Genomic DNA, 12,827 nt, shown 5'->3' with positions numbered 1-12,827 from the left:
GCCATCAATGCGTCGACTCAAAGGCCCGGCACCGCCGGGCCTTTGCTATTCCGGCCACGCCCGTTTCAGCACCGCTGCGGCATGGCCAACAAACGGCGACTCACCAATCACGGCATCGTTCCGCCAATCGCTCAAGCGGCTGCCACAGTAAGCGTCGCTCATCACTTTGCCGCCGTAACGCAGCAACAGACTGGCCTGCATCAAGCGCGCGAGCAAGCCAGTCAAGCGCCTGGCACCAGCCTCGTCGGTACTGCGCAGTTGATCCGGCAACGCAAGGAGTAGCCGATCGTAATCGCGATCCAAACCTGCAGCCGTGCCGAGCTCGCCCAGCAACGCATCGGCGGCTCCAGGCAAGCGGCGCAAGGTGCGCAGCACATCCAGACACATCACATTGCCCGCGCCTTCCCAGATCGCGTTCACCGGTGCCTCGCGGTAAGCACGCGCGAGGCGGAAATCCTCGCAATAACCATTGCCGCCCAGCACCTCCATTACCTCGCCGAGATAAGCCTCGGCGCGCTTGCAAATCCAGAATTTCGCCACCGGCGTCAACACGCGATAGAGCAAGGATTCGGCTTCGTCCGCCCCATCCGCCGCATGCGCCAACCGCATTGCAAACCACATCGCCGCTTCGGACTCGACGGCGAGCTCGGCCAGCACCACCTGCATCAGCGGCGCCTCGACCAGCCGGACACCAAACGCCCGACGATGGCGCGCATAGTGCATGGCCTCCAGCAAGCCCATGCGCATCAAACCGGCCGAAGCAATCGCACAGTCGAGCCGGGTTCGCGCCGCCATCTCCAGCAAGGTCGCAATACCGCGACCGGGCTCGCCAACCGGGTAAGCCAGGGCTCCATCGAATTCGACCTCGGCGCTCGCGTTGGACCAGTTGCCGAGTTTGTCTTTCAACCGCAACAGGCTGATGGCATTGAGACCGCCATCGTCGTAGCGACGTGGCATGAAATAGCAGCTTGGTCCGGCGTTCGACTGCGCCAGCACCAAGTGGGCATCTGCCTGCGGCACCGAAAAAAACCATTTGTGGCCGTAAATTCGTGCTACGTCACCGTCAGCCTCGGCACGAGTCTGGTTGCTGCGCAGGTCAGAACCGCCCTGCTTCTCGGTCATGCCCATGCCGATCAACACGCCGTGTTTAGCCGGCCCCGGTAGCGGTCGCGGATCGTATCGCTTTGACAGCAGCGGCGAATGCCAGCCCGCCAATGCTGACTCCCGCAGCAGCAAGGGAGTGGCCGCAAAGGTCATCGTGACAGGGCAAAGGCTGCCGGCTTCCAGTTGCGCCTGCAGATAAAACCCTGCTCCCCGCGCCACCTGTGCACCCGCGCGCGGGATGGCCCATGCTGCATTGTGCAATCGCGCCGACGTCATATCTTGCAGTAAGGCGTGCCAGGCCGGATCAACAACGACATCATCAACCCGCAGGCCATGCGGGTCATATTGCCGCAACTGTGGCGGGTTGCGATTTGCCGCATCGGCGATATCCAGCCAAGCCGGGCAGTAAAGCTGCCGCCCCCGCCGATGTAACTCCGCCTGCGCCCACTGCGCGCCAAAAATCCGAACGGCGGCCTTGAGCGCCAGATCGCCGCCGTACAGATCGATCGATGCCAGCCTTGGCACCTGATTGGACAGCAACGCATCGACCATAAGCCCTCCAAGGGATGCTTCAGGTCTAAGGCACCCGGCATGCGGGTGCACCTTAGCGCGATTGATTGCCCGACGTACGGCAATCGGCTAGAATGCGTTGCTTCTGCGGGCGTCGTCTAATGGTAAGACACTAGCTTCCCAAGCTCGGAACACGGGTTCGATTCCCGTCGCCCGCTCCAGATATAAAAATGCCCGGCCGCCATCACATGGCGCCGGGCATTTTTTCGCAAACAGTTACCCCGGGCACAGCTTCGCCCGGCACTACTCCTCCCAGACCTCTTGCGGCCCTTTGGCAAGTCGCCGGTCTTCATGCGCGCTCCGCTGCAAACGCATCCTGTCGACGGCGCCTTTGCGCAATTGGCCTTTCGCACGATCCTCGTCGCTCAGCGCGCGATCATTGCGTGTGTTCGGGTCATAGAGGGAGCCCGAATTCCAAGTAGATTTTTCGTTCATATCGTCGCCCATCGGGTTCTGACTGAAGACTTAGCTTACCCTGATTTTGTGACAAATGACTACGCCTCATCCCTGATGACGTTTTGCTGGTCTCTCTCCCTTCGGCACGAAGGCGCTGGTCCGTTAAAATGCTGGGCATGTGTGTCAACTTCATTCCCGCTCCCCGCCCGACCTTCATGCCGCACTTTCAGATGCCTGCCCCACTTGGTGACTGGCCTGATGAAGTCTGGCAGGACTATGCGGCTCCGATCATGATTGCCGGCGAGCAAGGTCACGAAACGCTACTTGCCAGCTATGGCATGGTACCGAAGCGGAAAATGCCACCAGACATCAAGCCGTTTAGCACCATGAATGCGCGAGCGGAAACGCTGGGGCAGCTCAAGTCGTATCGAACCGCATGGGCCAAGGCCTATCGCTGCCTGGTGCCGATGCTGGCATTTTTCGAGCCTTGTTACGAAAGTGGCAAAGCGGAGCGCTGGCGCATCGGGCGCCAGGATGGCGAGCCCTTTGCCGTGGCCGGCATCTGGCGCCCATGGAGAGAAAGCGATGGCGCTTATACATTCTCTTTCAGCCAGATCACCATCAATGCCGACGCCCATCCGCTGATGCGCCGCATGCACAAACCGCAGGACGAAAAGCGCAGTCTGGTCGTTGTTCCCGAAAGCGATTACGCCGATTGGCTAAACTGCACGCCCGAAGCGGTCCTGTCCTTGCTGCGCCCCTTTCCGGCCGATACGATGCGCGCCCAGCCCGAGCCACGCATGACCACCAGAAAAATCAGCAACAGCGGCGTCTTGTTCTAATCTGACCCGACCTGGGAGCATCGACTCCGGATTGCCGGCCTTACTGCGGCGCGCTGGCGGCCGGCGTACTCGGGGTGACACCACCTGCGGGCACACGGGATGGCACGAGGGCACCGACGATCGCAGCCAAAACCAGAATGCCAACCACACCGCCAACCAAGAGCTGAACCACGCGCCCCATGCCACGCTTTGCCAATTGGGCCGCAACCCATGTCCAGACCAAAAACATCGCTACGGCGCCAATACCTACTGCAGTCGTTTCGCTCATATCCGGGTTTGCCTGAGTTTGATGTCAGCGCTCAGTTTACCGCGCCACGCACTGGCGCCGATGGGCAAAGCGGGCGAACTTGATCGACGCCAATCGGCGGCACGGGGATGCGCAAGGCTCACACAAGCAAGCGCCGCCAAAGATTATTCGTCCGGCAACACCAGACCGGCCAGTTCGGTCAACGGCGGCAAACCGGCCAGCGAAGCCAAACCCAGATCATCGAGAAACTGCTTGTTCGTCGCCAGTAGTTCGGGGCGGCCGGGCACCTCCTTGTGGCCGACCACATCGACCCAGCCACGCTCTTTCAAGGTGAGGATGATCGCACTCGACACGGCCACACCGCGGACATCCTCGATTTCACCCCGGGTTACCGGCTGGCGATAGGCGATGATCGCCAGCGTCTCCATGACCGCCCGCGAATAGCGCGGCGGCTTTTCCAGACTGAGCCGATCCAGATAGGGTTGCATCGCCGGGCGGGCACGAAAACGCCAACCGGATGCCAACCGTACCAACTCGACGCCTTTGTCCGCCCAGTCCTGCTGCAAGGCAGTCAACAGCAGTTCGATATCCTTGCTGGAGAGCGCGTCGGCGAACAGTTGCCGCAACGCCGGCATGGCCAACGGCTCCTGCGCGACCAACAAGGCGGTTTCCAGTACCGTTTTCGGTGTAATCGATGCGCCCGGCGAGGATGTATTCATGATTCGCTCACCACTCCCACAGCGGGAATCGATCGCGCAAGACAGGCATAAATGGTCGCAAAGCCATCATCCTGACTGACCATGATGTGCTCCTCCTTCACCAGCTCAAGCACGGCCAGAAAGGTGACGACCAGCAGCGGCACGCCCGCCTCAAGATCGAACAGCGCGGTGAACGGATGGTGCCGACCATCCTGCAATAGCCTGAGGACACGGCTCATCTGTTCGCGCACCGACAATGTATCCGGGGTGATCTGATGATGCTGATTGCGCTTGGCGCGCGCCAGAATGCCCTGCCACGCGGCGCGCAGATCCGCGGCACCAACGTCGGGCAGCCGCTGCACCAGCTCGCGCTCGAACAGCACCGCGACGAACTGAAAATCCCGCCCGGCCTGCGGCAACCGCTCCAGCTCGTAGGCGGCCTGCTTGATCTGCTCGTATTCGAGCAGGCGCCGCACCAGCTCGGCGCGTGGATCTTCCGGCTCAAAATCCGGGCCGAGTTCGTCGAAATGCGCTTCGCGTTTCGGCAGCAACAGCCGTGACTTGATCTCGATCAGCACCGCCGCCATCAACAGGTATTCGGCGGCCAGCTCCAGCCGGCTCGTCTGCATCGCCTCGACGTAGCGCATGTACTGGGCGGTGACCTCGGCGAGCGGTATATCCAGAACATCGAGGTTCTGTTTGCGTATCAGGTAGAGCAGCAGATCGAGCGGCCCCTCGAACGATTCGAGCAAGACCCGCAGCGCATCGGGCGGGATGTACAGATCGGCAGGCAACTGGTGCACAGGCTCGCCCAGCACATGCGCCAGAGGTTCGACGACTTCGGCCGGCGCACCCACGATCAAAGCGCAGCAAACTCGGGCGCGTAGGCCACGGTGCCGGCAGCGAATGCCAGTGCGTCGGGCCAGAGTTCCAGCGCCATGAAGTACTCGGCCGGCACCTCGTACTCGCAAGCGAGGCCAAAGCGCGCCGCCGACTCGAAACCGAAACGGCCGTAATAGGCCGGGTCGCCGAGCACGACGACCGCGGCGGCACCCCGCGCCTTCAACGCAGCGAGTCCGGCTTCAACCAGCGCCTTGCCGATCCCCTGGCGGCGCCAATCAGCCGCGACCGCCAGCGGCGCGAGGCCTACGACTTCGCCGGCTACGCCAGCGACGCTGACCGGCGAGAACAGCAGGTGACCAACGACAAGACCGTCTGCCTCGGCGATCAGCGCCAAGCTCACCCGGCCGGCATCATTCAGCGCATCGACGAGCCCAGCCTCGTCAGGCTGACCGAAGGCCGCCGTAACCAGTTCGCGAATGGCATCGGCAACGCAGGCGGAACGGATATGTATCGTCATCGTCGTCCTAGCCGTACGCTAACCCCATGGATTCACGCACATCGCGCATGGTTTCGCGCGCCAGTTCGCGCGCGCGCTCACAGCCGTCGGCCACAATTTTCTTCACCAGCGTCGGGTCTTCCAGATAGGGCTGCGCGCGCTCGAACATCGGCGCCTGCTCGGCCAGAATGCCGTCGATCACCGGTTGCTTGCACTGGATACAGCCGATACCGGCGCTCCTACAGCCTTCGATGACCCATGCCCTGGTCGTGTCATTCGAGTACACCTGATGCAGCTGCCACACCGGACACTTGTCCGGATCACCCGGATCGGTGCGGCGCACCCGTGCCGGGTCGGTCGGCATCTGCTTGACCTTCTTCGCCACCGAATCGGCGTCTTCGCGCAGGCTGATGGTGTTGCCGTAGGACTTGGACATCTTGTTACCGTCCAGCCCCGGCATCTTGCTTGCCGTAGTCAGCAGCGGCTGCGACTCAGGCAGGATCATCTTGCCACCGCCCTCGAGATAACCAAACAGCCGCTCGCGATCGCCATGCGAGATGTTCTGCGCCTCGGCCAACAATGCGCGCGCCGACTCCAGCGCCTCGACGTCGCCATCCTGCTGATAACGGGTGCGCAGCTCTTCGTACAGCCTGCCCTTCTTGCCGCCAATTTTCTTGATCGCCGCTTCGGCCTTTTCGGCAAAACCGGTTTCCTTGCCGAACACATGATTGAAGCGGCGGGCAATTTCGCGAGTGATTTCGACGTGCGGCACCTGATCCTCGCCGACCGGCACCAGATTGCCGCGATACAGCAGAATGTCGGCCGCCTGCAACAGCGGGTAGCCAAGGAAGCCATAGGTGCCGAGGTCCTTGTGGCTCATTTTGTCGATCTGATCCTTGTACGTCGGCACCCGTTCCAGCCACGACAGCGGCGTCACCATCGACAGCAGCAAATGCAGCTCGGCGTGCTCCGGCACCCGGCTCTGGATGAAGATGGTTGCCTGCGACGGATCAACGCCGGCGGCGATCCAGTCGATGACCATGTCCCAGACGCTCTTTTCAATGATGCTGACATCGTCATAGCTCGTAGTCAGCGCATGCCAGTCGGCGGCCATGAACAGGCACTCGTACTCGCTCTGCAGCTTGACCCAGTTTTTCAGAACACCATGATAATGACCAAGATGTAACTTGCCGGTCGGGCGCATGCCGGAGAGGACGCGATCGGGAAACATGTATTACAAATCCTTGTTATTTTTCAATGCGTTAATGCAGAATGAACATGATGGGCATAGCCGCGATGCGCATCAGCGGCGACATGATGGCGCCGAGCAGATTGGTCGCCAGCAGGCCGATGAGGATGAAGAAACCATAGGGCTCGATCCGCGATACCCACATCGCCTGGCGATAAGGCAGCAGTGATACCAGAATACGGCCGCCGTCGAGCGGTGGTAGTGGCAGCAGGTTCAGCACCATCAGCGACAGATTGATCGACACACCGGCCTGCCCCATCAGGAACATCGGTTCTTGCAGGCTGGCGCCTTCAAGCCCGAGCGCCACTTTCATCAGCAAGGCCCAGCCGATTGCCATCACGAAGTTCGATGCCGGCCCGGCCGCGGCGACCCAGAGCATGTCGCGTTTGGGATTGCGCAGCTTGCCGAAATCCACCGGCACCGGCTTGGCCCAACCGAACAGAAAACCGCCGAGCGCCAGCAGCGCCAGCGGCAATACCACGGTGCCAATCGGATCGATATGGCGGAGCGGATTCAGCGTAATCCGCCCCAATCTGGCAGCGGTATCGTCACCGAAGTGGCGCGCGACATAACCATGCGCCGCCTCGTGCACGGTAATTGCGAACAGCACCGGAATCGCCCAGATGCAGACCGTCTGGACAAAATTTGCAAGATCAAAGCCGCCCATCATTTTCCCTTATTCGAGGCCAAACGGCGCCAGCGGGCCCTTGCCCGCGCGCATCAACACCGGTTCATCGCCGGAGAGATCAATCACGGTCGTCGGTTCGACACCGCAATAGCCCCCCTCGATCACCAGATCGACATCGCGCTCAAGCCGATCGCGGATTTCCCATGCATCGGACATCGGGTCATCCTCGCCCGGCAACAAGAGCGAGCTCGACAACATCGGCTCGCCCAGCTCTTCCAGCAAAGCCAGCGCCACCGGGTGATCCGGCACGCGCAGGCCGACGGTCTGCTTCTTCGGGTGCCAGACCCGTCGCGGCACTTCCTTGGTCGCCAGCAGGATGAAGGTATAGTTGCCCGGCGTGGCGCTTTTGAGCAGCCGATAGGTGCGGTTGTCGACGCGGGCGTAATTGCCCAGCTGCGACAGATCGTGGCACGCCAGCGTGAAATGATGTTTGTCGCTCAGCTGGCGAATACGGCGGATGCGTTCAAGCGCATCCTTGTTATCCAACGCACAACCGAGCGCGTAGCACGAGTCGGTCGGATAAACGATCAAGCCGCCCTTGCGGACGATCTCGACCGCCTGCTTGATCAGGCGCAGCTGCGGTGTTTCGGCGTGGATGGAGAAAAATTGGGACATGGGCTCGCCTTGGCTTGTTCTGCTGCGAATGTAGCGGACTACACCCCTGACGTCAGGGTAAGTTTTCCTGCAATGGCACTTCAGGCGACCACCAGCGCGTCCAGACCGGCTCACAGCCGATCGGCAAATCGACATTCAGACCCGGTTCACGCGCACCCTCGCCGGTTGCGTGATAGTCGGTACCGCACGAGGCAAGAAAACCGAATTCCTGCGCCAGGCGGGAGAAACGACCGACATCGGCCGCGCCGTGGCAGCCCGAGACGACTTCAATCCCCTCACCACCGAGACGACGGTACTCGGTCAACAACACGCGCAGCGTTTCATTGCCAAGCTCGTAGCGCCCCGGATGCGCCAGCACCGCGACGCCGCCGGCATCGCGTATCCAGTCGATGGCTTCGTGCAGCCGCGCCCATTCGTGCTCGACGTAACCGGGCTTACCACGCACCAGATACTTCTTGAACACGCTGCGCGCATCCTTGGCCTTGCCGGCCTCGACCAGATAGCGGGCGAAATGGGTGCGGCTGATCATTTCCGGATTGTCCGCGTACTTGCGCGCGCCCTCGAGCACACCCTCGATGCCGACCGCCGCCAGCGAGGCCGCCATGCGCTCGCCGCGCTCGGCCCGACCAGCGCGTACGCTTGCCAAACCGGCGACCATGGCCGGGTGGTCCGGATCAAAACCGAGGCCGACAATATGCAGTGTGTGCTTGCCCCAACTGACCGAAATTTCGACCCCGCTGATGAAACACATGCCCAATTGCGCCGCTTCGTCGGCAGCTGCGGCCAGACCACGGGTGTCGTCGTGATCGGTCAGCGCGAACAGCTGACAGCCACGCGCGTGCGCCTTGCGCACGACCTCGCGCGGCGGCAACAGACCGTCGGACACGTTCGAATGGCAGTGCAGATCGACCGGGGTCATGACTTGTCCTTCGCGGTGGTGTAACGCAGCTTCATCGCCAGTACCGAGCCGGCCAGTATCAGGGTGATCGTGTTGGGAATGATCAAGGGCCACGACGTGATCACCACGCCGTAAAGCAGCCACAAGGCCACACCGAACACGAACAGCGAATACATGCCGAGCGAAATATCCTCGACCGAGCGGGTTCGCCACACCTTCAGCACTTGCGGCAGAAACGAGAAGGTCGTGCAAACGCCAGCGAGGTGGCCGATCCAGTCGAGCGGGTTCACGCTGGGAAAACGCCGGTCGAGAGATAACGGTCGCCGCGGTCACACACGATGGAAACGATCACCGCGTTCTCTAACTGCTTGGACAGCTGCAAGGCCGCCACGAGCGCACCACCCGACGAAATACCGGCGAAAATGCCTTCTTCGCGCGCCAGCCTGCGGGTCATTTCTTCGGCTTCCAGCTGGCTCACTTCCATGACGCGATCAATCTGCGAAAAGTCGCAGATTGCCGGCACGTATTCAAGCGGCCACTTGCGGATACCGGGAATCGACGCGCCATCGGTGGGCTGCACACCGACGATCTGCACCTGCGGCGCCACTTCCTTCAAATAGCGGCCGGCGCCCATGATGGTGCCGGTGGTGCCCATGCTCGAAACAAAATGAGTGATCGTGCCTTCGGTGTCGCGCCAGATTTCCGGCCCGGTGGTCTCGTAATGCGCGAGCGGGTTATCCGGATTGGCAAACTGATCCAGCACCAGCCCCTTGCCCTCAGCCACCATCTGCGCGGCGAGATCACGCGCGGTCTCCATGCCATCGACAAGGATCACCTCGGCGCCGTAGGCCTTCATGGTCTGGACGCGCTCGACACTGGAGTTGGCCGGCATGACCAGCACCATGCGGTAGCCCATCATCGCGGCGGCCATCGCCAGCGCGATGCCGGTATTGCCGCTGGTGGCTTCGATCAGCGTATCGCCAGGGCGGATGGTGCCGCGCGCTTCGGCATGGCGAATCATCGACAGCGCCGGCCTGTCCTTGACCGAACCGGCCGGATTATTGCCTTCGAGCTTGACGAGGATGGTGTTGGTCGTAGCGCCAGGCAGGCGCTTGAGGCGAACGAGCGGCGTATTGCCGACGAAGTCCTCGAGGGTCTTGAATCGGGGCGTAGTCATGCGGGCGATTATACCTTGCCGCATGACAGCCACGCGCAGCGTGCTGCCCCGTTTTCATCAAACCAGCTTATTGAGCCGGCTGTTCGACCCACATTGCGATCGAGCGGCGCAGGCGCACGCTGATCTGGTCGCCAACGGCGATTTGTTCCAGCGCAGCCGGGTTCTTGACGTTGGCTTCAACGATCTTGTGATCCGGCGTCTTCAGCTTGATCTTCGATGCCTTGCGATCCACCGCGATCACATCGGCCGTCAGCGTTTCGGTCTTGACCCATGAACCACCCGGCTCCTGACCCGGCTCGTTGCGAGCAGAGCCCGTCGTCTCGGTGGTGCCGCGAATACCGGCCGCCCCCTTGATCACTTCATAGGCAATGGCGGCACTGATCTGCGTAACCACCTTGTCACCGACCTTCAGCTGTTCAAAGTTGCGCACCATAGGGCCGACGTCGACATCGGCAAGCTCGCCACCAGGCAAACGAACGGTCAGCTTACGCTTGGCGGCATCGATCGCGGCGATCTGCACGCTCACCTTGTCGGCTTCCTGGAATGCGAGCAACGGGGTGACCACATCGTCAGCAGCCCAGACGGGGATAGCAGCCGACATCATCATGGCCAGCAGCAATTTGGAGAGAAATTTCACGAAAGTACTCCCGGTTAAAATCATGAGTAAGGAGCCACAGCATATGTCAGCAGCCTAGAAAAACATGTAACGATAATCCTTCAGCTCCGAGGGGTAAATCGTCAGGCCGGTGGTTTGCTACCCTGTTTGGCCGTGGCGCCACGAACCTCAAAGCGCACCTCGCCGACGGCCGCACCCTTGCCGTCACGCAACTGTAGAACGTGCCGGCCCGGCCATGGAAACCAGCCGAGCGAGGCGCCACCACCGAGCTTGCGGCCATCCAGCCACCAAGTCGCACCAGTCACGCCTTCGGCACGGAACACAATACGCTGACTCGCCGGCGGAATATCCGGATCGAGCGCATAGATGGCGCCATCGACCGGATTGACGATGCGCGACGGCATGACACGGGCATCCGATGCGTCTGCGACGCGAACCTGGGTGCGCACGGTTCCCTTGATGAACCACTCGTGCCGTGTGGCCTCGACCCCACGCTCGAAAACCACTTGCTTGCCCACGACACCAAGCGGTGCTCTTGGCGCCTGCGGCACGCCACCCAGTTGCTGCGCGCGATTCATCACCGCCAGCCACACCGGCGCGGCGCCGTGCATGCCGGAGATGTCCCACATCGGCTCGCCGCTGGCATTGCCGACCCAGACGCCGACGGTGTAACGGCGCGAAAAGCCGACCGTCCAGTTATCGCGCATATCCTTGCTGGTACCGGTTTTCACCGCACTCCAGTAGCGCGTCGCCAGCGCGCTTTCCAGCCCGAAGGTGCGCGATCTGGCGGTGCGGTCGGACAATATATCCGCAACGATAAAACTGCTGGCCGGATCGGCGATGGCCTTCAAAACGGGCGGCTTGGCAGCGGGGCGATAACGAACCGGCGAGTACGCGCCACCGTCGGCCAGCGCACGATAGGCATTGGCCAGATCGACCAGCCGCACGTCGGCGGCACCCAGCGCCAGCGAGTAACCGTAATAGTCGCCGCTTTCGGACAACGTCGTCAGCCCGAGCGCGTACAGCCGTTCGCGCAGCCGGTTCGGTGTAACGATCTCGACCGCGCGCACCGCCGGCACGTTCAGCGACGACGCCAGCGCCGTACGTACCGAAACCGGGCCCTTGAAATCCTTCGCGTAATTCTGCGGTGCATAAAGGCCACTGGCGGTCTGCAGATCGATCGGCGTATCGTCGAGCAGCGATGCTGCGGTCAACCAGCGCCCTTCCAGCGCCAGCTGAAACAGGAAAGGCTTCAGCGTCGAGCCGGCCTGGCGCGGCGCGGTGACCGCATCGACATCGCGCGCCCGCGACAGCCCGCCGCTCGACCCGACCCATGCCAGCACATCGCCGCTGGCGTTATCGAACACGATCACCGCACCGTCCTGCACATTGCGCTGCGACAGCTCAAGCAGGTGCCGACGTAGCGTTTGGGTGGCAAAGCGTTGCAAACCAGCGTCGAGCGTCGTGGTGACACGTTGCCCCGGCTTGGCGCCGGCCAGCACTTGCCGGGCAAAATGTGGCGCCAGCGAGTCGGCCTGCGCCTCCGAGACGCCCTTGCGCGCCAGCGCCAGCTGCGTTTCGCCGCGCAGACCGCCGCAGCTGTCGCGCGCGTTCATGTCCTTGAGGATGACGCAGGCGCGCTCAGCAACGCGATCAGGCGAGGCGTTCGGCGCACGGATCAACGCCGCGGCAATCGCCGACTCGCGCGCGTCAAGCCCCGAAGGCAATTTGCCGAACAGGGCCGCCGACATCGCACTCAAGCCGACCAGCTCACCGCGAAAGCTGACGAGATTCAGATACGCCTCAAGAATCTGCGCCTTGCTCCAGCTCCTCTCCAGCACCTGCGCCGACACGCTTTGTCCGGCCTTTTGCCAAAAGCTGCGCCGGCCTTGATCACGGCGCAGATCCTCGTCGATCAGCCCGACCAGCTGCATCGTCAACGTCGACGCGCCACGGGTACGGCGGTTCCATACATTGCTCCACGCCGCCGCCGCAACGCCCGACCAATCAACGCCGCTGTGCGCATAGAAGCGCTTGTCTTCCGATACCACCAGCGCATGACGCAAGGCTGGCGACGTTTCGCCCAGCGTCACCCAGTCGCCGCAGCGCTGCGCCATATCGACACGAACCCGCTGCACCGGCACGCCATGCCGATCCAGCAACATCACATCGGACGAGCGCCAATCGGCCTTGACTTCATTAAACGTCGGCAAGGCCCACGCCGGCATCGCTGCCAGCATCGCCATCCACCGAACCTGTCTCAATAGGTGAGCGAGCCAAAGCAGTTTGCTCCCGCCCGAAGCACAGGAGCCGGAATGGACATAAAGTCCATGAGGACTCCGAGCATCGGACGGGGGGAAAATGCGAAGGCATAGCCACCTAGTGGGA

The 12,827-nt window shown here is 62.1% G+C and carries 14 protein-coding genes and 1 tRNA gene; 2 read left to right on the top strand and 13 right to left on the bottom strand.

Features of this window, described 5'->3' with window-relative positions; all coding sequences use genetic code 11:
• Positions 1 to 45 precede the first annotated feature (45 nt).
• Positions 46 to 1,656, bottom strand: a complete 1,611-nt coding sequence (locus JLC71_RS04835) for an isovaleryl-CoA dehydrogenase (protein WP_200917601.1) — start codon at positions 1,654 to 1,656, stop codon at positions 46 to 48.
• A 105-nt stretch (positions 1,657 to 1,761) separates the two neighbouring features.
• Between JLC71_RS04835 and JLC71_RS04830 the strand changes: the two genes are divergently transcribed.
• Together JLC71_RS04830 and JLC71_RS04825 are read left to right on the top strand one after the other, a co-directional pair.
• Positions 1,762 to 1,835 (top strand) — tRNA-Gly (locus JLC71_RS04830).
• Between the two features lie 357 nt (positions 1,836 to 2,192).
• Complete coding sequence (locus tag JLC71_RS04825; RefSeq protein ID WP_236250983.1) at positions 2,193 to 2,912, top strand: SOS response-associated peptidase; 720 nt, start codon at positions 2,193 to 2,195, stop codon at positions 2,910 to 2,912.
• A 40-nt stretch (positions 2,913 to 2,952) separates the two neighbouring features.
• On the opposite strand, the gene JLC71_RS04820 is transcribed toward JLC71_RS04825, so the two are convergent.
• The 12 genes from JLC71_RS04820 to pbpC all read right to left on the bottom strand — a co-directional run bounded on the left by JLC71_RS04820 (position 2,953) and on the right by pbpC (position 12,685).
• On the bottom strand, positions 2,953 to 3,180 hold the full coding sequence (locus JLC71_RS04820; RefSeq protein ID WP_200917599.1) for a hypothetical protein: 228 nt from the start codon (positions 3,178 to 3,180) through the stop codon (positions 2,953 to 2,955).
• Positions 3,181 to 3,323: 143 nt separating this feature from the next.
• The gene (gene scpB, locus JLC71_RS04815; protein WP_200917597.1) at positions 3,324 to 3,878 is read right to left on the bottom strand and encodes an SMC-Scp complex subunit ScpB; all 555 of its coding nucleotides are present in this window, start codon (positions 3,876 to 3,878) and stop codon (positions 3,324 to 3,326) included.
• Positions 3,875 to 4,714, bottom strand: coding sequence for a segregation and condensation protein A (locus JLC71_RS04810; RefSeq protein WP_236250982.1), 840 nt, complete (start codon positions 4,712 to 4,714; stop codon positions 3,875 to 3,877). Before JLC71_RS04810 ends, scpB begins: the two co-directional genes overlap by 4 nt.
• Positions 4,715 to 4,716: 2 nt before the next feature.
• Positions 4,717 to 5,217, bottom strand: a complete 501-nt coding sequence (locus JLC71_RS04805) for a GNAT family N-acetyltransferase (RefSeq protein ID WP_200917593.1) — start codon at positions 5,215 to 5,217, stop codon at positions 4,717 to 4,719.
• A 7-nt stretch (positions 5,218 to 5,224) separates the two neighbouring features.
• Positions 5,225 to 6,427 (bottom strand): tryptophan--tRNA ligase, encoded by a 1,203-nt coding sequence (locus JLC71_RS04800; RefSeq protein WP_200917591.1) that lies wholly within the window; start codon positions 6,425 to 6,427, stop codon positions 5,225 to 5,227.
• A 31-nt stretch (positions 6,428 to 6,458) separates the two neighbouring features.
• On the bottom strand, positions 6,459 to 7,115 hold the full coding sequence (locus JLC71_RS04795) for a site-2 protease family protein (RefSeq protein ID WP_200917589.1): 657 nt from the start codon (positions 7,113 to 7,115) through the stop codon (positions 6,459 to 6,461).
• Positions 7,116 to 7,121: 6 nt separating this feature from the next.
• A complete protein-coding gene (locus JLC71_RS04790) occupies positions 7,122 to 7,748 on the bottom strand; it encodes an L-threonylcarbamoyladenylate synthase (protein ID WP_200917587.1) in 627 nt (208 codons plus the stop codon).
• 52 nt (positions 7,749 to 7,800) lie between these two features.
• Positions 7,801 to 8,667, bottom strand: a complete 867-nt coding sequence (locus tag JLC71_RS04785) for a 3',5'-nucleoside bisphosphate phosphatase (protein WP_200917585.1) — start codon at positions 8,665 to 8,667, stop codon at positions 7,801 to 7,803.
• Positions 8,664 to 8,936, bottom strand: coding sequence for a SemiSWEET transporter (locus JLC71_RS04780; RefSeq protein WP_200917583.1), 273 nt, complete (start codon positions 8,934 to 8,936; stop codon positions 8,664 to 8,666). The genes JLC71_RS04785 and JLC71_RS04780 overlap by 4 nt, the downstream gene beginning before the upstream one ends.
• Entirely contained in the window at positions 8,933 to 9,823 is an 891-nt protein-coding gene (gene cysM, locus JLC71_RS04775; RefSeq protein ID WP_200917581.1) for a cysteine synthase CysM, read from the bottom strand. Before cysM ends, JLC71_RS04780 begins: the two co-directional genes overlap by 4 nt.
• Positions 9,824 to 9,890: 67 nt before the next feature.
• Entirely contained in the window at positions 9,891 to 10,460 is a 570-nt protein-coding gene (locus JLC71_RS04770) for a hypothetical protein (RefSeq protein ID WP_200917579.1), read from the bottom strand.
• Positions 10,461 to 10,561: 101 nt separating this feature from the next.
• Complete coding sequence (gene pbpC, locus JLC71_RS04765) at positions 10,562 to 12,685, bottom strand: penicillin-binding protein 1C (protein WP_200917577.1); 2,124 nt, start codon at positions 12,683 to 12,685, stop codon at positions 10,562 to 10,564.
• Between the last annotated feature and the right edge of the window lie 142 nt (positions 12,686 to 12,827).

The sequence above is a fragment of the Jeongeupia sp. HS-3 genome (genome assembly GCF_015140455.1).
Classification (GTDB): Bacteria; Pseudomonadota; Gammaproteobacteria; order Burkholderiales; family Chitinibacteraceae; genus Jeongeupia.
The sequence above is the reverse complement of the archived record's forward strand: the minus strand, read 5'-3'. Positions and strand labels throughout refer to the sequence as shown.